19 protein-coding genes and 3 pseudogenes are annotated in these 20646 nt (G+C 64.6%); 10 read left to right on the forward strand and 12 right to left on the reverse strand.

Annotated features, from left to right (window positions below):
* Positions 1-21: 21 nt before the first annotated feature.
* Positions 22-1686 (reverse strand): flavin-containing monooxygenase, encoded by a 1665-nt coding sequence (locus B9Z03_RS05255; protein ID WP_085463222.1) that lies wholly within the window; start codon positions 1684-1686, stop codon positions 22-24.
* 113 nt (positions 1687-1799) lie between these two features.
* Here B9Z03_RS05255 and B9Z03_RS05260 point away from each other — a divergent pair, with 113 nt between their 5' ends.
* The 3 genes and pseudogenes from B9Z03_RS05260 to B9Z03_RS05270 form a co-directional block, all read left to right on the forward strand.
* On the forward strand, positions 1800-2732 hold the full coding sequence (locus B9Z03_RS05260; protein WP_085463223.1) for an alpha/beta hydrolase: 933 nt from the start codon (positions 1800-1802) through the stop codon (positions 2730-2732).
* A 3-nt stretch (positions 2733-2735) separates the two neighbouring features.
* Positions 2736-4226, forward strand: a complete 1491-nt coding sequence (locus B9Z03_RS05265) for an aldehyde dehydrogenase family protein (protein ID WP_210191345.1) — start codon at positions 2736-2738, stop codon at positions 4224-4226.
* A gap of 260 nt (positions 4227-4486) precedes the next feature.
* A pseudogene (locus B9Z03_RS05270) lies at positions 4487-4751 on the forward strand (transposase); the annotation flags it as partial.
* A gap of 238 nt (positions 4752-4989) precedes the next feature.
* Here B9Z03_RS05270 and B9Z03_RS05275 read toward each other — a convergent pair.
* From B9Z03_RS05275 to B9Z03_RS05310, 8 genes and pseudogenes are all read right to left on the reverse strand, one after another.
* Positions 4990-5469 (reverse strand): annotated as a pseudogene (locus B9Z03_RS05275) (IS110 family transposase); the annotation flags it as partial.
* 75 nt (positions 5470-5544) lie between these two features.
* Positions 5545-6895: pseudogene (locus tag B9Z03_RS05280) on the reverse strand (IS3 family transposase).
* An 18-nt stretch (positions 6896-6913) separates the two neighbouring features.
* On the reverse strand, positions 6914-7567 hold the full coding sequence (locus B9Z03_RS05285; protein ID WP_176247438.1) for an AMP-binding protein: 654 nt from the start codon (positions 7565-7567) through the stop codon (positions 6914-6916).
* A gap of 152 nt (positions 7568-7719) precedes the next feature.
* Complete coding sequence (locus tag B9Z03_RS05290; RefSeq protein ID WP_176247439.1) at positions 7720-8562, reverse strand: SDR family NAD(P)-dependent oxidoreductase; 843 nt, start codon at positions 8560-8562, stop codon at positions 7720-7722.
* A 2-nt stretch (positions 8563-8564) separates the two neighbouring features.
* Positions 8565-9212 carry a TetR/AcrR family transcriptional regulator gene (locus B9Z03_RS05295; RefSeq protein WP_085463226.1) on the reverse strand — a complete coding sequence of 216 codons (648 nt, stop codon included), beginning with the start codon at positions 9210-9212 and terminating at the stop codon, positions 8565-8567.
* 115 nt (positions 9213-9327) lie between these two features.
* On the reverse strand, positions 9328-10365 hold the full coding sequence (locus B9Z03_RS05300) for an MBL fold metallo-hydrolase (protein WP_085463227.1): 1038 nt from the start codon (positions 10363-10365) through the stop codon (positions 9328-9330).
* 11 nt (positions 10366-10376) lie between these two features.
* Positions 10377-11429 carry a MaoC family dehydratase gene (locus tag B9Z03_RS05305; RefSeq protein WP_085463228.1) on the reverse strand — a complete coding sequence of 351 codons (1053 nt, stop codon included), beginning with the start codon at positions 11427-11429 and terminating at the stop codon, positions 10377-10379.
* A gap of 3 nt (positions 11430-11432) precedes the next feature.
* Positions 11433-12365: an HpcH/HpaI aldolase/citrate lyase family protein gene (locus tag B9Z03_RS05310; RefSeq protein ID WP_085463229.1), complete on the reverse strand. Its 933-nt coding sequence runs from the start codon at positions 12363-12365 to the stop codon at positions 11433-11435.
* Between the two features lie 508 nt (positions 12366-12873).
* Here B9Z03_RS05310 and B9Z03_RS05315 point away from each other — a divergent pair.
* The 7 genes from B9Z03_RS05315 (at position 12874) to B9Z03_RS05345 (ending at position 18313) form a co-directional block, all read left to right on the forward strand.
* On the forward strand, positions 12874-13656 hold the full coding sequence (locus tag B9Z03_RS05315) for an ABC transporter ATP-binding protein (RefSeq protein WP_085463230.1): 783 nt from the start codon (positions 12874-12876) through the stop codon (positions 13654-13656).
* 8 nt (positions 13657-13664) lie between these two features.
* The gene (locus tag B9Z03_RS05320) at positions 13665-14546 is read left to right on the forward strand and encodes a branched-chain amino acid ABC transporter permease (RefSeq protein ID WP_085463231.1); all 882 of its coding nucleotides are present in this window, start codon (positions 13665-13667) and stop codon (positions 14544-14546) included.
* Positions 14546-15583 (forward strand): branched-chain amino acid ABC transporter permease, encoded by a 1038-nt coding sequence (locus B9Z03_RS05325; RefSeq protein ID WP_085463232.1) that lies wholly within the window; start codon positions 14546-14548, stop codon positions 15581-15583. The genes B9Z03_RS05320 and B9Z03_RS05325 overlap by 1 nt, the downstream gene beginning before the upstream one ends.
* 72 nt (positions 15584-15655) lie before the next feature.
* Positions 15656-16867, forward strand: a complete 1212-nt coding sequence (locus tag B9Z03_RS05330; RefSeq protein ID WP_085467510.1) for an ABC transporter substrate-binding protein — start codon at positions 15656-15658, stop codon at positions 16865-16867.
* Between the two features lie 4 nt (positions 16868-16871).
* On the forward strand, positions 16872-17624 hold the full coding sequence (locus B9Z03_RS05335) for an ABC transporter ATP-binding protein (RefSeq protein ID WP_085463233.1): 753 nt from the start codon (positions 16872-16874) through the stop codon (positions 17622-17624).
* Between the two features lie 102 nt (positions 17625-17726).
* A complete protein-coding gene (locus B9Z03_RS05340) occupies positions 17727-18005 on the forward strand; it encodes a type II toxin-antitoxin system RelE/ParE family toxin (protein WP_085463234.1) in 279 nt (92 codons plus the stop codon).
* An 8-nt stretch (positions 18006-18013) separates the two neighbouring features.
* Positions 18014-18313 carry a HigA family addiction module antitoxin gene (locus B9Z03_RS05345; protein ID WP_085463235.1) on the forward strand — a complete coding sequence of 100 codons (300 nt, stop codon included), beginning with the start codon at positions 18014-18016 and terminating at the stop codon, positions 18311-18313.
* 5 nt (positions 18314-18318) lie between these two features.
* Here B9Z03_RS05345 and B9Z03_RS05350 read toward each other — a convergent pair whose 3' ends face one another.
* The 3 genes from B9Z03_RS05350 to B9Z03_RS05360 are packed head-to-tail and all read right to left on the reverse strand — an operon-like array spanning position 18319 to position 20642.
* Positions 18319-19053 carry an SDR family NAD(P)-dependent oxidoreductase gene (locus tag B9Z03_RS05350; protein ID WP_085463236.1) on the reverse strand — a complete coding sequence of 245 codons (735 nt, stop codon included), beginning with the start codon at positions 19051-19053 and terminating at the stop codon, positions 18319-18321.
* Between the two features lie 10 nt (positions 19054-19063).
* Positions 19064-19849, reverse strand: coding sequence for an SDR family NAD(P)-dependent oxidoreductase (locus tag B9Z03_RS05355; protein WP_085463237.1), 786 nt, complete (start codon positions 19847-19849; stop codon positions 19064-19066).
* 7 nt (positions 19850-19856) lie between these two features.
* Complete coding sequence (locus tag B9Z03_RS05360) at positions 19857-20642, reverse strand: SDR family NAD(P)-dependent oxidoreductase (protein ID WP_176247440.1); 786 nt, start codon at positions 20640-20642, stop codon at positions 19857-19859.
* Between the last annotated feature and the right edge of the window lie 4 nt (positions 20643-20646).

Here is a 20646-nt window from a genome sequence, read left to right on the forward strand (position 1 = left end):
TTCGGGACCTTGGGCCGCAGCTTATTCCGCTGCGGGCTGGACGCTCGCGGCGGCGCGCTCATCGCGCAGGACAAACCCGCGATAGCCGTCACGCACAATCTCATCGCATTTCTCGCGATAAACATTGACGCCGATATACGGCATGAACACGCGCGGCTTGCCCGGAATGTTGGCGCCCATATACCACGAGGCCGCGCGCGGGTAGAGCGTCTGGCTGGCGACCTCGTTGACATGCGCCACCCATTCGTTCTCGGCCTCCTGCGAGGCGTCGATCCGGTCGATGCCGGCTCTTCTCATATGCTCGAGACAATCGCTGATGAAATCGACATGCTGCTCGATCGAGACGATCACGTTGGACAGCACCGAGGGGCTGCCGGGACCAGTCATCATGAACAGGTTAGGGAAACCCTGGCTGATCAGGCCTAGATATGCGCGCGGTCCCTCAGACCATTTGTCCTTCAGTGTGCGGCCGCCAAGCCCGACAATGTCGATCGACGTCAGCGCGCCTGTGATGGCATCAAAGCCGGTGGCGAAGACGATCGCATCGAAGTCCCGCTCGCCATCGGCCGTGTGGATGCCCGTGGCCGTGATTGTGTCGAGCGGCTTCTTGCGCAGATCGACGAGCTCGACATTATCCCTGTTGTAGGTCTCGAAATACTCGGTATCGACGCAGATGCGCTTGGTGAAGATCGGATAGTCATAGGGAGACAGCGCCTCCGCCACGGCGGGGTCTTTCACGGTCTCGCGAATTTTCGCGCGCACGAAATCGGCCGCCGTCGTGTTGGCGGCTTCACTGATCGCGAGATCGTTGTAGGAATGCATGAAATTGGCGCCGCCCTTTTGCCAGCGCGCCTCGTATTCGCCGGTCCGCTCCTCATCGGACGCATCCAATGCCGACTTCACCGGGAAGTCATAGATCGTGCCAGACCGGGTCTCTTCGCGCGCATATTTGCGCAGCTGTGCATATTGCGATTTCCAGTGATGAATCTGCGCGTCGGTCAGCGGCGCATTGCGGGCCGGCAGCGAGAAATTCGGCGTCCGCTGAAAAACGGTCAGCTGTTTCGCCTGCTTGGCGATTTCGGGGATCGCCTGGATGCCGGACGACCCGGTCCCGATGAGCGCCACGCGCAGCCCGGTGAAGTCGACGCCCTCACGCGGCCAGTCTCCGGTGTGGTAGAACTTGCCCTTGAAATTGCCGAGCCCCGGGAGATCGGGCAGCCGCGGCGTCGACAGGCAACCGGCAGCCGACACGACATACTGCGCATGGAGAAGCTCGCCCTTGTCGGTCTCGACCTCCCAGCGGTTCGATGCATCGTCAAAACGCGCCGCAACGATCCGGGTGTTGAAGGTAATGTCCCGACGCAGGTCGAAGCGGTCTGCGACGTGATTGATGTAGCGCAGGATTTCTGGCTGCGTCGCAAAGCGCTCGCTCCAGTTCCACTCCTGCTGAAGCTCTTCGTCGAAGGAATAGGAATACTGCATGCTTTCGACATCGCAGCGCGCGCCGGGATAGCGATTCCAGTACCACGTGCCGCCGACATTGTCGGCCGCTTCATATGCGTGAGCCTTGAAGCCGGCCTTACGCAGCCTATGCAGCATGTAAAGCCCGCCAAAGCCAGCGCCGATCACGAGGACGTGCAGCGTCCCATCACCCGGCTGGGTCTTTGCAGCTTCGCCTTGCCTCATATCCTGCCTCCCATTCAACGAGCATCGCGTCATAACAATCGATTCTGTTTTGGTCAAACCATTTGACTTGTCTGACATGCAAACTATTTTACATTGCGGAGGAGGAGACTGACATGCCGCTGCACCCGTTCATGATCGAGCTTCTGCAGAAGCTCGCTGGACGCCCCGCCCTATCGGCCGGAACCCCCGAGGACGGTCGACTGATGGTCGCGGCAGGCCGCGCCGGTCTTGGTCGTGGACCGGGCATGCACCACGTGAACGACGTCACTGTCCCCTCACGCCGGCGCAGAACGCCGGGGCGCCTGTTCTATCCGTCTGCCATACCCGACGGTCTGATCCTCTATCTGCACGGCGGCGGCTGGGTGCTCGGCGCGCTGGATGACTACGACACCTATGCGCGCACGCTCGCGGCCGAGACGAACTTCGCCGTCCTCCTGCTCGACTACGCGCTCGCGCCCGAACATCCCTTTCCCGCCGGTCTCGATGATTGTGTTGACGCCATCACCGCCTGCATCGACGGCACCGTGCCCGGCATGACGGTCAACCGCCCGTTGGTCGTGGCCGGCGATAGCGCAGGCGCAAATCTCGCGACCGTCGCGCTCGGCAAGGTCGCGCGCCGAAAAGAGGTCGCGCTGCAGGTTCTCTACTACCCCGTCACCGACTGCGATTTCGGCACCGGGTCCTATGCGGCGCATGGCAAAGGCCTTCCGCTCACCGGCCGCGACATGCGCTGGTTCTTCAAACACTATGCGCCGTCGAACCTCTGGGCATCGCCGGATATATCGCCGCTGAAGTCGAACAATCTTGCCGACATGCCGCCGGCGATCATCGCCACTGCGGAATATGATGTTCTGTGCGATGAGGGCGAAGCCTATGCACAGAAGCTTCGCGATGCGGGCGTTCCGGTCACGCTGCGCCGGCTCGATGGCCTGGCGCATGGCTTTGTCCGCTTGCACAACCTTTTCGACGCGCCAATGGACGAACTGCGCAAGGTGGCTGCAGAAATTCGGGCGACGCGCGCCCCTCAACATATTTCGGGAGATTAGATCGTGACTCAACCAATTCGCGAGATCGAGGCCGTGGGTTTTCTGTCGGACGGCAAGGCCAAGGGCCACCTCATCGGCGGACGTCAGGTGCCGTCCCAGTCGGGCAGGGTCTTCGACACATTCAATCCGGCCAATGGCAAGCGCCTCACCCAGTTGTCGGAAGGCAGCGCTGCAGACGTGGACGCGGCCGTTCGTGTCGCTCGCGCAGCTTTTGAGGGCCCTTGGAGCCGCTGGACGCCCTACCAGCGACAATCCTTGCTAGTGAAGATACGCGACCTGATCGAAGCCAATTTCGACGAACTGGCGATGATCGAGACGCTCGATATGGGCGCTCCGCTCAGCAGGACAAAGAACCTGAAGGGTCCGATCCTTCAGATGATCATGTATTTCTCCAGCCAGACCATGGGCGCGTCGGGCGAAACGCTCGGCAACTCCCTCCCCGGCAATGTCACGACCATGACCATCAAGGCGCCGGTCGGCGTCGTCGGCGGCATTATCCCATGGAACGGCCCGCTCATCAGCCAGTGGTGGATTCTCGGTGCTGCGCTCGCGACCGGCTGCACCGTGGTCATGAAGCCGGCCGAAGACGCCTCGCTCAGCGTGCTGCGTGTCGTCGAGCTGCTGCATGAGGCCGGCATGCCCGAAGGTGTGGTCAACGTGGTCACCGGTTTCGGCGCGGAGGCTGGCGAGGCGCTGGCGCGGCATCCCGACGTCGATCGTGTCGCCTTCACCGGCTCCACGGTGACAGGTCGCAAGATCGTCGAGGCGTCGGCGGTCAACATGAAGAAGCTTCAGCTTGAGCTTGGCGGCAAGTCGCCTGATATTGTCTTCGCCGACGCCGATCTGGACAAGGCCGTGCCCGGCGCGGCTATGGCCGTCTTCACCAATTCCGGCCAGGTCTGCTACGCTGGCACGCGCCTGTTCGTCCAAAGGTCCATCCAGGAGGAGTTCACGGCGCGGCTGGCGGAGTTTTCCAAGACCCTGCGGGTGGGCGATCCGCTCGACGCCAATGTCCAACTCGGCCCGCTGATCTCGCAGAAGCAGCTTGACCGGGTGCTCGGCTATGTCGAAGGCGCGCCCGGCGAAGGCGCCAAGCTCGCTAGCGGCGGCGCCCGAGTGGGCGGAGACCTTTCGTCGGGTTACTTTGTCGAACCCACCATCTTCACTGACGTCACCAACTCTATGCGCATCGCGCGCGAGGAGATTTTTGGTCCTGTTATCTCGGTCATTCCCTTCGACACCGCCGAAGACGTGCTGACCATGGCAAACGACACCGAGTATGGTCTGGGTGGCGCAGTCTGGTCCCGCGACATGTCAACCGCATTGAAGATGGTGCACGGCCTCCACTCGGGCACGGTCTGGGTCAACTGCTACGGTATGGTCGACCCGAATGTCGGCTTCGGTGGCATCAAGATGAGCGGCTACGGCGTCAAGGGCAGCCGAAACCACATCGATGCCTACCTCTACGCAAAAAGCGTTTATATTGCGGGATAGAAAGCTCAGCGGCCATCGTTTGCTCAGGTGCTTCGGCGACCGCTTCGACACGCTCCTGAAGCGGCAGCCGTTGTCGCAGCGGGCCCTGATGGTAATCGCCTTATGTGCGAGGCTCTTGGCCACGTGCATCCGCCCCATGGGCATCCGGCCGCCCGGCATTTAAGCCGTTCCGGCTATTCGAGCCGCGCGTGACCTGTGACGTTGCCCCCTCGATCTAATCCGGATTGAAGTTCGTTTTGGCCCATTGAGGGGACCAGGACATGAAGCGCAGCCGCTTCTCTGAAGAGCAGGTCATCGGGATTTTTGAAGGAACACGAGGCCGGGGTTTCGGTCGCCGACCTGTGCCGCAAGCACGGGGTCAGCGACGCCTCGATTTACAACTGGAAGGCTCGCTTTGGCGGGATGGACGTCTCGGAGGCGCGGCGCCTGAAGGCGCTGGAGGACGAGAACACGCGGCTGAAGCGTCTGCTGGCCGACGCCATGCTCGACAATGCGGCGCTGAAGGATCTCGTGGGAAAGAATGTATGGTCCGCCCCGTCCGTGCAAGGGTTCGCGACATCGTCGACGACGATTCCAGTTGCATAAATGTATCCGGCCTCTCGCGAGTGGACTGCTGTTGCAGCCAGGCCATGATGAGATCCGCGCACGCCGTTCCCAATAAATGGTTCGGGCACGAAGCCCGCTTTTTTGCACAGCGCTTACGGCATGCGGATCCACTGTTTCGTCATCGCTGTTCCCGAGCCTTGCAATCGAGCCGGAAGCTTCAGGCGAATGCAGGATCCCTGCGTTCGTAGAGTGCTCCTGGCTTGGTCAGGACAACCCAGACAATGCGCGCCATCTTGGCGGCGAGTGCGACAACGGCCTTGTTCGGATGCATTCGGCTCTGCAGCCCGTTGAGCCAGCTTCCAAGGCGATCCCGGGTTCGATCAAGATGTCGGAAGCAGGATCGCGCGCCATGAACGAGAAGCTTGCGGACGTAGCGGTTCCCGCGTTTGCTGATGCCGAGGAGCTTCTGCTTGCCTCCGGTGGAGTGTTCCCGCGGAACAAGACCCAGCCAGGCAACCAGATCGCGGGCCTTCTGGAACTGGCGTCCGTTGCCGACGGCCGCAAGAACGGCGGTAGCGCCCAGTGTCCCGATTCCGGGGATCGTCATGAGCCGGCGGGCAACATCTTCCCGGTCCGCAATCGCGGCGATCTCTCTCGTTACCTGGTCGATGCGCTGCTCCAGCCGGCGCAGGTCGGCATGTCCGTCGTCAGGGATTTTGGGACAATTGGCGGTTTGAGCTAACGGAGGCTCTGGTCCATCAGGGTTTTGATATTAGGCGACTGCTTCTCGGTGAAGCAAGTGGCGGTGTCTGATGGTTTCGCGTTTGATCCTTTCCCTTTCCAGGATGATGATGTCGCCGCGCCCGAAGTAGACGTCGGCGGGTGTGAGATTGCCGATGCTCTCGTGGTATCGACGGTAGTTGTAATGATCGACGAAGCCGGCAATCTGCCGCTCGAGATCGCCCGGCAGGAAGTAGTTTTCGAGCAGGATGCGGTTCTTGAGCGTCTGGTGCCAGCGCTCGATCTTGCCCTGGGTCTGGGGATGACAGGGTGCACCGCGGGTGTGATCCATGCCCTTGTCGGAGAGCCATTCGGCAAGGTCGGACGAGACGTATGACGGGCCGTTGTCGGACAACAGCCGCGGCCGCTGCATGACCTTGGCGCTGTCACAGCCGGACGCTTGCAGCGCCATGGTCAGCGTGTCGGTGACGTCCCCGGCCTTCATCGTGGTGCACAGCTTCCAGGCGATGATGTATCGGGAGAAGTCGTCGAGCACGGTCGACAGATAGAACCAACCCAGCCGATGACCTTCAGATATGTGAAGTCGGTCTGCCAGAGCTGGTTGGGCGCTGTGGTCTTGTCGTGGAACTCGTCGGCGGTCTTGATGACGATGAAGGCTGGGCTGGTGATCAGGTCATGGGCCTTGAGCAGGCGATAGACCGAGGATTCCGAGACGAAGTAGCCCTTCGTGTCGGTGAAGGTGACCGCCAGTTCCCGGGGCGACAACTCCGGCTCATTCAGCGCCAGTTCGATGATCTGGTCGCGCGTTTCCTCAGGAATGCGGTTCCAGACCCGGTTGGGTCGGGGTCTGCGATCTTCCAGCGCATCGACGCCGCCGGTGACATAGCGATCATACCAGCGATTGAACGTCGACCGGGGAATGCCGAGCTTCTGCAATGTGCGCCGCGCCGACAGGTGAGAGTTCTCGACCAGCCGGATGATCTCCAGCTTCTCGGATGCGGGATATCTCATTCGTCGTCGCCCCCATCCGCGATCATGCTTTTTTTAAGTATCCGCAGTTCCAGCGCCTGCTCGGCGACGACTTCCTTGAGATCGCGCGTCTCCTTGCGCAGCATCTTCACCTCGTCGCTGGTGGCGGCACGCGCCGTGTCTCCGGCCAGCCGCTTCTTGCCGGCTTCCAGGAATTCCTTCGACCAGTTGTAATACAGGCTCTCGGCGATCCCCTCGCGCCGGCAAAGCGCCGCGATCGATTCCTCGCCGCGAAGGCCTTCCAGCACAATGCGGATCTTCTCCTCCGCTCCATAGTGCTTGCGGGTCGCACGGCGGATGTCCTTGATGACCTGCTCCGCAGGCGCTTTCCCCGTCCCGGATTTCTGTCTCATCTTCGCTCCTTTGAAGGGCTACGATGAACCAGAAATCTTCCGCTCCCAGTTAAGCCTGTTTGGTCCCATTACCGCTGACGCCGAACAGGGATCGCCCTCGGTGCCGGAGGTGTAGAGCAGCAGCGCGTCCGCATCGGGATGCGCGTCGGGCGCGGCGGCATGGCTGCCGAGATGCGGCGAAAGGAAGTCCTCTAACGCGACCGCGCCGTCGCGCGGGCCGCCGCAGGACACGATCGTCGCGGACGGTCCGGCCAGCTCGACCATCATCCGCGCATGCGCGAAGCCGCGATAGGAGGCGGATGCGAAGACGATCGCGGGCCTTGCCTGCGCGACGATGAAGGAGACCTCCTTGCGGCGATAGATCGGGATGACCGGGTTGGCGACCGCGCCGATGCGCAGCGCGGCGAGCGCGACCAGGATAGCCTCGATGCCGTTGGGCAACTGGTAGGAGACGACGTCGCCGGTTTTCACGCCCGTCGCGAGGAGGGCCGCCGCGAGCGCCTCGGCGCGCGCGGCGAGATCGGCATAGGAGAGGCGCGTCGCGCCGTGAACGACGGCGGTGCGGCCGCCCGCCTCCGCCTCCGCCGCGGCGCGCCGCAGATGCGTCCACAGCAGCGGCGCTGCCTCGTTCGCCGCACCGGTCGCGGCGCGCATGATCTCGCGCGGCGTCATGCACCAGTCCTGCTGTCGAACGCCGATCGCGGCATCCGGGCGGTGGTCAATGTCACGCGGGCTCCTCCCCGGCGAATGGCAACCGACCATTCGGTAGGTAAAATAGAACAGCAGTTAGAAACCGGAGTCAACCGCGCCGGCAAGAAATTCTATCAGGTGTTCAGAAGTCGGCCGGATATCTGCGCCGCCGAGGAGGCGCGCATGGCGCGGATCGGCGCGGTGAGGCCGCCGTCGGCGAGGATGACCTGTCCGGTGAGGAACGAGCCCCAGCCCGATGCGAGGAACAGCGCGACCGAGGCGATGTCCGACGGCACGCCAGAGCGCTGCAGCGGCGTGGCATCCTCGATCTCGTCCCATTTGTCGTCGTCGAACCGGTCGAGCATGCGCGGCGTGCGCACATAGCCCGGCGCGACGGCGTTGACGCGCACGCCGAGATGGCCGAGCTCGGCGGCCGACGAGCGGACGAAGTGATGCAGCGCCGCCTTCGCCGCGCCGTAGAGGGCCTGCTTCGGCAGCGCCGAGATGCCGGCGATGGAGCCGACGAGCGTGACGCAGCCGCCGCCGTTCTCGGCCATCAGCCGCGCGCCAACCTGCACCGTCAGGATGGCGTGCCTGAGATTGATGTCGAGGTTCCGGTCGATCAGCTCGTCCGTGGCGTCGAGGACGGTGGAGCCGAGCGAGGCGCCGACGATGTTGACGATGCCGTCTATCCTGCCCAGCTCGCGGCGGGCCTGATCGATCAGGCGCTCGACCTCGGCGCGCTTCGTCACGTCGGCGCTCATGGCGACGCCGTTAAGCTCGGCCGCGACTGTTTTGGCGCGCGAAAGGTCCATGTCGACGCAGACGACGCGCGCGCCGGCCTGCGACAGGGCATGCGCGCATTGCCGGCCGATGCCGCGCCCGGCGCCGATGACCACATGGCCCTGGCCGCCAAGGCGGGCGAGCGCCATGTAGTCGGGCACGGAATCGGGATCGCGGTCCGCAGGGTCGGCCATGGTCATTTATCCGGCAGGAAGCCGCGGATGATCAGGGCGGCATAGGCGGAGGCGATCTCCTCCGCGCTCTGCGGGCCGCCGGGCTTCCACCAGCGCGCCATCCAGTTGAGGCAGGAGATGATGGCGCGCGCGCCGAGCAGCGTGTCGAGGGGCCGGAACTCGCCGGCGTCGATGCCGGCCTGGATGATGTCGCGCAGCTTCTGCTCGTAGCCGGTGCGCAGCGCGCGCGCCTTGCGCTTCACCTCGGGATCGGTGATCGACTTGTAGCCCATCGCGGCCGAGATGTAGAAATCGCCGTCGCTCGCCAGGAACTCCGCATGGGCGCGGCAGAAGGCGTCGACCCTGTCGGTGGCCGTCGCGCGGGCGGCGACGCGCTCGTCGACCAGCCAGCTCAGGCGCTCCAGCGCGATCAGCACGACGGAGGAGTGGATCTCCTCCTTGTCCTTGAAGAAATGGTAGAGCGATGCCTTGGTGATGCCGACGGCCGAGGCGAGGTCCTGCATCGAGGCGCCGGCGAAGCCGCCGGACGCGAACAGCTTGGCCGCGTGCGCGAGGATCTCGGAGTAGCGTCCGCCATCTCCGAAGCGTCCGGCCGCAGCGGACGGCTGGCGCTCCACGGGCTCAGGCTTCTTCGCGGTCTGCGCTGGCAAGGTCCGTCTCCGGTTTCAGGCAGCCCTTGATGACAGCCGCACGCTCGCCGGTCAACGGCAACCGACCGTTTGGTAGGCTGAAATCCCCGCTTTCACTGCGGCGGAGCGGGGATTTCTACCGGAGTGCCTGGTAGAGCGCCGTCCCGCTGCCGGCGGACACGTCGGCGACGGCTCCGAGCCGGACGAGGTGGTTCACGTGCGCCAGCGTCTCGCCGAGCGCGAAGCCCATATTGTCCGGTCCCTCGATGTGCGGGAACATCGACTTCGAGAGATCGAGCGGCACGCGCGGTGTTCGCAGGAACTCGACCGTGGCGGCCAGGCGCTTGTCGTGATGCTCGCGCAGTTCGAGGATGCGTTCGGAGATGCCGTAATAGGGCGTGTCGTGCGACGGCAGCACCAGCGCGTCCGGCCGCACGTCGGAGAAACTGGGGAAGGACTCGAGATAGTCGCCAAGCGGATCGGCCTTCGGCATCATCTCGTAGACGGCGATGACCGGCGTGATCTTCGGCAGGAGGTGGTCGCCGGCGATCAGGATATTGGCCTCCTCGTCGAGGAAGGAGGCGTGTTCGAAGGCGTGGCCGCGCGTGACGATGACCCGCCAGGACCGGCCGCCGAGGCGGACGGTCTCGCCGTCGCGGATCTCGGTGATCCATCCAGGTATCGGCGACGACAGGTTGATGAAACGGTGCCGGCTCTTCACCAGCTTCTGCGCCACCGCATCGTCGAAGCCGTTGCGCACGAGGTAGTAGTGATGCGCATCGTTCGAGCCCGGCACGTCGTGCATGTGGCTGACGCGGGCCCACATCCATTCGGCGAAGGTGCCGACATAGTCGGCGTCGAAGCGCGACACCATCCAGCCGGAGAGACCGATATGGTCGACATGGCCGTGGGTGGCGACCACCCGGCGCACCGGCCTGCCGCGCATCGGCCCTGCGAGCAGTGCTTCCCAGGCGGCGATGATCTCGGGCGTGGCGCAGCCGGTGTCGATGACCGTCCAGCCGTCGTCCTCCTCCAGCAGCCAGACATTGACGTGGTTGAGGCGGAACGGCAGCGGCAGCCGCGCCCAGAAAAGGCCGGGCGCGACCTCGCGCGCCTCGCCGGGCGGAGGCGTGTCCGCCCAGGGAAATTCGAGCTTGCCACGCTTTGCCAGCATCCTGCCTCCCCTCAGCCCGCTCCGCGCGGGACAAGCACCCAATAGTCGAGATCGAGCAGGACCGAGGGCTCCGCGTCGCTGCCGGGCGCCGGATGCGCGGCGCAGGGCAGGTCCCTGGTGGCGATGGTGCGGACGCGCAGCGCCCCGACGTCGGTCCGATGCTCGAAGGCGTGGCGGTCGATTATCTCTGACCATGCGTAGACCGTATCGCCGCCCGCGACCGGATTGACGTGCCGGCCACCATTGATCGCCGCGATGAACGGCGCGTTGGCCAGCCCATTGAAGGAGAGCCCGCGCGCCAGCGAGATGACGTGGCCGCCATAGACGATGCGCCGGCCGAAGCGGCTCGACTTCTGCGCCAGGCCGTCGAAATGGCCCTTGGCGGTGTTCTGGTAGAGGCGCGTGGCGATCTGGTGCTCGGCCTCCTCGATCGTCATGCCGTCGATATGGTCGATCTTCTCGCCGACCTGGTAGTCGTCGAACAGGAACGGGCTGCCGGCAAGCGCCGGGTCGTAGGCGGAGAAGTCCAGGCCTTCGGGAATGACGAGATCGCTTCCGGAAACCGCGGCCGCGGTCTGCGGGATGACGACTTCCGGTGCCGGCGCGGACTGGTCTCGCTTGTTGACCATCACCCAGCGGACGAAGGTAAGCACTGGCTTACCGGACGAGTCGTAGCCCGTCGAGCGGACATAGACGATGCCCGTCTTGCCGTTGGCGTTCTCGCGAAGGCCGATGACCGTCGAGCGCGCGGTGAAACTGTCGCCCGGCCATGCCTGTTCGAGGAAGCGGCACTCGGCATAGCCGAGATTGGCGACCGCGTTGAGCGAGATGTCGGGCACGGTCTTGCCGAAGATGACGTGGAACAGGAGCAGGTTGTCGATCGGCGCGCGCCTCAGCCCGAGCGACTGCGCGAAGGCGCCCGACGACTGGACCGCGAAGCGCATTCCGTAGAGGGCCGAGTAGAGGGACACGTCGCCGGTCGTGACCGTGCGCGGCACGGCGTGGACGATCTCCTGGCCGAGGCGGAAATCCTCGAAGAAATTGCCGGTGGAAGACTTGGCCATCGGTCAGAGTCCGGCCGAGGGCTTCATGCCGGCGAGCTCGGCCCGGTCGATGACGCGCTGGACGAGTCGCACCGTGGCGACGTCGACCATCTGGCCGTCGACCTGGATGGCGCCGAGGCCCTGCGCCTGCGCCTCGCGATAGGCGGCGACGGCCTTGTAGGCGCGGTCGACCTCGGCCTGCGACGGGCTGAACACCTCCTGCGCGATCGCCACCTGGCTGGGATGGATCGCCCACTTGCCGACGGCGCCGAGCTGCTGGGCGCGGATGCATTCGGTGCGAAACCAGTCGCCGTCCTTGAAGTTCACGAACGGCCCGTCGACGGCGTCGAGGCCGTAGGTGCGGGCGGCGACGATCATCTTGTAGCGGGCATAGTGCCAGATATCGCCGGGATAGCCGGAATCGCCGGCGATGGCGCGCGGATCTATGCCCTGCGAGGCGGAATAGTCGCCCATGCCGAAGATCAGCGCCTCCAGCCGGTCGGACGCGCCCGCGATCTCCTCGACACGCATGATCGCCTCGGCCTCCTCGATCAGCACCTCGATGCCGATGCGGCGCGTCAGCCCGAGCTTGCCTTCGATCTGGGAGAGCAGGCGGTCGACGAAGCGCACGTCGCAGGCGGTGCGGACCTTCGGCACCAGGATGGTGTCGACGTTCTGTCCGGCGCCTTCCACGACGGTGATGACGTCCTCGTAGGCGTAGTGCGTGTCGAGGTCGTTGATGCGGACGCAGCGCACGGAGCTGCCGAAGTCGAGCGTGTTGAGGGCGTTGACGATCTGGGCGCGCGCGCCGACCTTCGCGCCGGGCGCGACAGCGTCCTCGAGATCGAGGAAGACGTGGTCGACCTCCATCGCGGCGGCCTTGGCCATCATCTTGTCGCTGGAGCCCGGCACTGCGAGCTGGCAGCGGCGGAGGCGTTTCGGTCTGGCGTCGGCCATGTTCTCTCTCCCTGGCTGCGCGGCGGCGCGACCCTGTCTCGGAGGTCGCCGTGGTCCTGGGAATTGACCGCGCAGCGATGCATCCTATAATCTAACCAACGTTAGAATCCTAGTGAGGCAAGCGTAGAATTTTTCCCTGCCCGGGTCGATGGCGCTTCGAGTGGAGGTCTACGTTTCCCGCGGGGGAAAGACACGCGCCGGTTCGCCTCGCGGCACGTCGGGGATATCGGCGCGGAAGGGGGCCATCGATGGCCTCGGAAGCCCGATCAAAGGGATGTGAGCGGACTGCAATTTCGAACACATGTTCGCTTCTTATATGTGTATTTTCAAACACTTGATTGGCATTTGACGAAATTCCGAGAACGATGGTGACAAACTTTCGAACAAGTGTTAGAGTTTTGAAAATGCTCCGGACGGCAACAGGTCGAACCGAGGGGCGGGAGGAAAAACCGATGTACCCAGCAGGCTCACTGATCGATGTCGCGCGCCCTGAGGGCACGCTCTGATCATGCTGCACGTCGACGACATCCAGCTTGCATTCGGCGGCGTCAAGGCGCTGTCGGGCGTCAGCGTCCACGCCGACAAGGGCAAGATCACGGCGGTGATCGGACCCAACGGGGCGGGCAAGACCAGCCTGTTCAACGTCATCTCAGGTTTCTACCGGCCGCAGAGCGGCAAGGTGACGCTCGACGGCGAGGACATCTCGCCGCTCAAGCCGCATGCGCGCGCCTATCGCGGCATGTCGCGCACCTTCCAGAACATCGCGCTGTTCCACGGCATGACCGTGCTCGACAACATCAAGCTCGGCGCCCACACCAACCTCAGGAGCGGCGTGATCTCCGCCGGCCTGCGCCTGCCGCTGACCCGCAACGAGGAGGCGAAGCTCGACGAGGAGATCCAGCGCGAGGTGGTCGGCCTGCTCGAACTCGACCACGTGCAGCATCATCACGTCGAGGATCTCGCCTACGGCCTGCAGAAGCGGGTGGAACTCGCCCGCGCCCTCGTCATGAAGCCGAAGATCCTGCTGCTCGACGAGCCGGTGGCCGGCATGAACCGCGAGGAGAAGCGCGAGATGAGCCGTTTCGTGCTCGGCGTGAAGAAGGACTGGAACACGACCGTGCTGCTGATCGAGCACGACATGAGCATGGTGATGGGTATCTCCGACCATGTCGTCGTGCTGTCCTTCGGCAAGCCGATCGCCTCGGGCACACCGGACGAGGTCCGCGCCAACCCGGATGTGATCAAGGCCTATCTCGGCGGCGCCGACGAGCCCGCCAGGACTGCGGCGTGAGGTAGACCATGAGCCCGCTGCAGCAGTTCATCGAATACTCCATCGTCGGCATCGCGGCCGGCGGCATCTATGCGCTCATCGCGCTCGGCATCATCCTCATCTTCAAGTCGTCGCGGACGTTCAACTTTGCGATGGGCGAGATGATGATGCTGTCGGCCTATTTCTTCTACGCCGCCGCCGTCACCTTCGCGCTCGGACCCGTGCTCGGCATGATCGTGGCGCTGATCTGCTCGATCGTCGTCGCGCTCGTGATCGAACGCGTGGCGATCCGGCCGATGCTCGGCCGTCCGTTCATCGCGGTGGTGATGGTGACGTTCGGCATCGGCTCGATCATCCGCGGCATCGTCGGCATGATATGGGGACCGAACGACCTGCAGATCCCGGCGATCCTGTCGCGTTCGCCGGTAATGCTCGGCGACATCTTCGTGCCCGGCAAGACGGCGCGGGCCTTCGCCATCGCGGTGGTCATCGTCGTGGGTCTCATTGCCTATCTGCGCTACTCGCGCGCCGGCGTGGCGCTGCGCGCGGCGGCGGCGGACGCGGTGACCGCCTACTCGATGGGCATGGACGTGCGCCGCATCATTTCCTTTACCTGGGTGCTGGCGGCGATCACCGGCTGCATCAGCGGCGTGCTGATGGCCAACGTCAATACGCTCACGCCGCATCTCGGCCTCGTCGCGCTCAATGTGCTGGCGGTCGTCATTCTCGGCGGCATGAACTCGATCGGCGGCGTGCTGATCGCAGGCTTCATCATCGGCTGGCTGGAGGCGGTCACCGGCTTGTTCCTGCCCACCGAGTTCCGCGAGATCACGCCCTACATCCTGGCGCTCGTCGTGCTGCTCGTGCGGCCCACCGGCCTGTTCGGCACCAAGGAAATCGAGAGGATCTGATGGTATCGACCGTGGACACCTCGCGCGTTTCCCTGCCGTCCGGCGCCTCGACCGGCACCTGGATCTGGAACGGCCTGCTGATCGCCGCCCTGCTGGCGCTGCCGCTGGTCGCGCCGCGCTACTGGATCTATTTCGCCGGCCTCCTGGGCATCAACATCATCGCCACGCACGGCCTGAACATCATGATGGGCTATACGGGCCTGTTGTCGCTCGGCCATGCGGCGTTCGTCGGCGTGGGCGCCTATACGGTGGCAATCCTGCAGACCTATTTCGGCCTGCCGTTCTGGATCACCGTGCCGATGGCCGGCGTCTCGGCGGCGGTGATCGGCGTGGCCTTCGGCTTGCCGTCGCTGCGCATCAGGGGGCTCTACCTGGTGATCGCGACGCTGGCCGCGCAGTTCATCCTGACCTTCGTCTTCGTGCACTGGCAGTCGGTGACCAATGGCGACGTCGGCCTGCCGGTGCGGCCGGCGACCGTGTTCGGCTATCCGCTCAACAACGAGACGCGCATCTACTACCTCATCCTTGCCGCGGTGGTGTTCCTGACCATTTTCGCGCGCAACGTCATCAAGTCGCGCGTCGGCCGCGCCTTCATCGCGATCCGCGAACGCGACCTGACGGCGCAGGTGCTGGGCGTCGAGATCGTCACCTACAAGCTGATCGCCTTCGCGCTCGGCTCGTTCTATGCCGGCGTGGCGGGCGGCCTGCTCGCCTATTTCAACCAGTTCGTGAACCCCGAGCAGTTCGGCCTGCTCCTGTCGGTGTTCTTCCTGTCGGCAGTCATCGTCGGCGGCATGGGCTCGATCCTCGGCGCGATCCTGGGCGCGGCGTTCATGACGCTTCTGCCCGAGATCCTGCGCGAGAGTTCGCTGCTGTTCGGCGAGATCCTGAAGGTCGACCTCGGCACCGTTCTGACCCCGCTGCGCGAGACGATCTTCGGCCTGCTGATGGTGGCCTTCCTGATCCTCGAGCCGCGCGGCCTCGCCCAGCTCTGGAAGCGGGCAAGACAAAAGTTTTCATCCGGCAAGTCCGGCTGAGGGACTTCGCCGGCCGCGGGCCGGCGCGGGACGCAACCGCGATCGATCCGATCGCAGAACGTGGAGGAGACTATGTTCAGCAGACGCAAATTCCTGAAGGCGGCCGGCGCCACCGCGGCGGCTGGCGCCGTCAGCGGCTTCAACATCAACATCCTGCGCGCCCAGTCGGCGGGTGACCTCAACTGGAGCATCCACTGCGACCTGACCGGCCCGGCGGCCGAGGGCGGCAAGTTCCAGGGCGAGGGTTTCACCGAATATGCCAAGTGGATCAACGAGCAGGGCGGCATCCGCGGCCGCAAGATCAACCTGACGGTCAACGACACGACCTTCAAGGTGGACGTCGCCGTCGCGAACCTGAAGAAGGCGCTGGCCGCCGGACGCGTCGACTACATGTTCGGTGAATCGACCGGCATGATCCAGGCGATCTCGCCGGAGAACAACTCGACCAACAAGATCTTCATGACCTCCGGCTCCTTCGCCTCCGAACTGGCGGACGAAAAGAACTACCCCTACCACTTCGTGCCGGGCGCGACCTACGGCGCCCAGCTCAAGATGCTGGTCGACTACATCAAGACCTCGAAGGGTTCGAACCCGGCCAAGCTTGCGATCGTCCATTCCTCGACGGGCATGGGCCGCGACGGCATCGAGAACGCGGTCGCATATGCAAAGGAGAACGGGATCGAGGTGGTCCTCGTCCAGCAGACGAAGTTCGTCGAGACCGACGTGTCGGCCTTCGCATTGGCCATCCGCCAGGCGCAGCCGACCCATGTCATCCACCACGGTTATTCCTTCGCTGTGTGGCCGGAGATCGTCCGCCTCGTGCGCGACTACGGCATGGATGATGTCGTCTTCCTCGGCACGATCTGGCAGAGCGAGCGCGAGAAGGTGGTGGCGATGCCGGACGTCGCCGAAGGCCTGATTGGCATCAAGGTGTGGAACGACGACACCAACAAGCCGGCCGGGAAGACGATGGAAACCATCGGCGGCATCCTCAAGGCCAAGGACCCGAACTGGAAAGGCTATGTCCGTCTCGGCTTCCTCGACGCCTGGATCAGCAGCATGATGGCGACGCGCGCCTTCGAGATCGTCATCGACGCCGGCCAGGAGATCAACGGCGACAACCTCGCCGCGGCGCTCCGCACCGTGAAGGACTGGGATACGGGCGGCCTGATCGACGTGCCGGTGACCATCCAGAACCAGCAGATCGGCCTCGGCCGCATCATCCGCTATTCGGCGGCGAACAACTGGGACATGGAACAGGTGACCGACTGGATGAGGGTCTGATCCGATGGCGGCCGCTCTCGAAGTCAAGGATCTCGAAGTCGTCTACCAGGGCGTGATCCAGGCTCTGACCAGCCTGAGCCTCACGGTTCAGGAGGGTGCGATCGTCACGCTGCTCGGTGCCAACGGCGCCGGCAAGACGACGACGCTCAAGGCGATCTCCGGTTTCCTGCCGCTCGAGAACGGCCGCGTCACCCGCGGATCAATCACGATCGGCGGGCAGGACCTGCTCAGGCTCGCGCCGCACCAGATCGTGCGGCGCGGCATCTTCCAGGTGCGGGAGGGACGGCACGTCTTCTCCGAGATGACCGTGGAGGAGAACCTCGTCGCCGCGACCTTCGCGCAGCGCAAGCCGCGCTCGCGCAAGGAGGCCTTCGACGAGGTCTACAACTATTTCCCGATCCTGTCGCAGCGCCGCGGCCAGGCAGCCGGCTATCTTTCCGGCGGCGAGCAGCAGATGCTGGCCATCGGCCGCGCGCTGGTGGCGGACCCGGAGATGATCCTGCTCGACGAACCGTCGCTGGGTCTCGCGCCGCTGATCGTGAAGGAGATCTTCGAGATCATCGCGCGCATCAACCGCGAGAAGGGCGTTTCGATGCTGCTGGTGGAGCAGAACGCCGTGATCGCGCTGAAATATGCCTCGTATGGCTATGTGATCGAAAGCGGCCGCACCGTGCTCGAAGGCACGACGGAAAAGCTCTCGGCGGACCAGGACATTCAGAAGTTCTATCTCGGCGTCGACACGCACGAAGCCGCCTGACCCAACAGCGCCTCCCAAGCGCCAGGGGCGAGCATCGCTGCTCGCCCCTGTTTTTGTTGGTATCTCATTGTATCGCGTAGCGCTACATGCTACATCTTGGCCATGATCCGCTCCATCAGGCACAAGGGGCTCAAGCGCCTCTATGCCGATGGGGATCGCAGCAAGCTGGCTGCGGAGATGGTTAGACGCATCGAGGAAATCCTCGGTGTGCTTGACGTCGCCGCCGATATCCGTGACGTGGACCTTCCGCATTTCCGTCTGCATCCCCTCACGGGCGACCGGAGGGGCCAATGGGCCGTCACCGTTCGCGCGAACTGGCGGATCGTATTTCGTTTCGAGAACGGAGAGGCGAGCGATCTCGACCTCACCGATTACCACTGAGGTACGCCATGACGATGAAGTCTCCTCCCCACCCGGGCCGGCTTGTAAAAGGAGCGATGGAGGAACTGGGGCTCTCCGTGGCCAAGGCCGCGGAAGCGCTCGGAGTGACAAGGTCCGCCCTCAACAGGGTCGTCAACGGCACGAGCTCAGTCTCGCCGGAGATGGCTCTCCGGCTCGAGACGGTCATCGGCAGCAGTGCGGAAGCTTGGCTGCGGCTTCAGGCGGCCTATGACGCCGCGCGTGTCCGCGAGCGCGCTCCCGAGATCACGAAAGGGCTGAAGCGGCTCGTTCTGCCCGACGCCGCCTGAACAGTTCAGTAGATCGAAATCCCCATCGACCGGCCGCCGTCCAGCGTCAGGATCTGGCCGGTGACGTTGCGCGTGCGCGGGCTGGCGAAGAAAGCGATGCCGTTGGCGATGTCCTCGGGCTGGCCGACCTCCTTGGTCGGCTGCTTGGCGATCAGTTCGGCCTGGCGCTCCGGCGTCAGCGAGCGGAACATGTCCGTCTCGATCAGCCCCGGCGCGATCGCATTAACGAAGATGCCCTTCTCGGCGAGGTCGATCGCCATGCCGCGCGTGAGGCCGACGGCGCCGGCTTTCGAGGTGATGTAGGGCGAGTGCGCATAGCCGGCGAGATAGGCGCGGGAGGCAACGTTGACGATGCGGGCGCCGCGTTTCATCACCTTGGCCGCCTCTTGCGCCATCACGAAGGTGCCGACGACGTTGACGTCGTACATCTGGCGGAAGTCGTCCTCGGTGACGGCATCAAACTTGCCGTCCCAGAACACCGCCGCGTTATTCACCAGCACGTCCAGGCGGGGGAGGGAGGCGATCAGCTTCGCCACCGCCGGCCGGTCGGTGATCGACAGCGCATGATGCTCGACGGAATTGCTCGCTGCCTTGAGCGCGGCGGCATTCGTCGCCAGCGGCTCGTCGGCGAGATCGACCATGACGACATGGAACCCGTCCTCCAACAGGCGCTTCGTCGTCGCAAGACCGATGCCGCGACCGGCGCCGGTGACGAGTGCGACTTCCTTTTCGTTTGCCATCTCGGTCTCCTCAGGCCGCGTCGACGGGCAGGACGAAGGTTTCGGTCAGGCCGCCGTCCACCATCAGAACGTGGCCGTTCATGTAGCTCGACGCCTTCGAGACCATGAAGGCGATGACGCCGCCCGCTTCTTCCGGATCGCCCCAGCGGCCGAGCGGGATGCGGCTCGACACGCCCTTCTCGTAGCCGGGGCGTGCGAGGATCGTGGTGTTGATCTCGGTGAGGAAGTAGCCCGGCGCCATCATGTTGACGGTGACGCCTTTTGCGCCGAGCTCCGCAGCCAGAGCGCGGGTCATGCCGGCGAGGCCGTGCTTGCTGGAGACATAGGCCGTGACGTTCTCGCGCCCGACGACGGCGAGCGCCGAGCCGACATTGACGATGCGGCCGTAGCCGCGCGAGACCATGCGGCGTGCGGCCTCGCGGCAAAGCAGGTAGGGCGCGCGCATGTTGGTGCCCATCACCCGGTCCCAGGTGGCGGTGGTGGCCTGCGCGAACGGCTCCCAGGCATTGATGCCCGCATTGTTGACGAGGATGTCGAGTCGGCCTTCCGCATCCGCTATCTCGTTGATGGCGGCCACGCAGGCCGCGCCGTCCGCGAGGTCGAAGGCTTTGACCGCGACGTCGAGACCTTCGGCCCTGAGCTTCGCGGCGGAGTCGTCGAGCTGCTCCTTGCCGCGCGCCGTCATCCAGACCCTTGCTCCGGATTCGGCGACTGCCCGTGCCATCTCGAAGCCGAGACCGCGCGAGGCTCCGGTGACGATGGCAACCTGCCCTTCGAGGGAAAAACGCTTCGTCATCTTTGCCTCACGCAGCGAGCTGGAACTTGAAGGAGGACGACAGGCCGCCGTCGACCATGATGACCTGCCCGGTCACGAAGCTGGAGGCGGCCGAGGAAAGGTAGATGATCGTCCCGACCATCTCCTTCGGATCGCCCCAGCGCTCCATCGGCGTGACGCCGTTGATGGCCTCCATGTAGCCGGGGCGGGACTGGAGACTCTGGTTGATCTCGGTGAGGAAATAGCCGGGACAGACGCAGTTGACGTTGATGTTCTCCCTGCCGAGTTCGGCGGCAAGCGAGCGGGTGAGGCCGATGATGGCGGACTTCGAGCCGCAATAGGCGTGCAGCTTGGCGCGGCCCAGCGGCCCGAGCACCGAGCCGGTGTTGACGATGCGGCCGCCTTCGCCGCCCGCGCGCATCAACGCGGCGCATTCCTGCGCCATGATGAAGGTGGCGCGGACGTTGGTGTCCATCATGTTCTGGAAGTCGTCCTCGTCGCTGTCGAGGAGCGGCTGCCAGTTGATGATACCGGCATTGTTGACGCAGATATCGAGGCGGCCGAGTTCGGCGCCGACCTTGCGCACGCCGTCGCGGATCGCGGCCTCGTCGGCAAGGTCGAGCGGCAGCACTGTCGCCGCGCCACCGTCGCCTTCGATCTCCGCCTTGACCGCTGAGAGCTTCGCCTCGTCGCGGGCGACGAGGATGACGTGCGCTCCGGCGGCGGCGAGCCCCTTGGCGATCGGCTTGCCGAGCCCGCGCGAGGCTCCCGTCACCAGGGCGACCTTGCCCTTCAGCGAAAACAGTTCGAGCATCGGA

This window comes from Mesorhizobium australicum (assembly GCF_900177325.1).
Taxonomy (GTDB): domain Bacteria; phylum Pseudomonadota; class Alphaproteobacteria; order Rhizobiales; family Rhizobiaceae; genus Mesorhizobium_A; species Mesorhizobium_A australicum_A.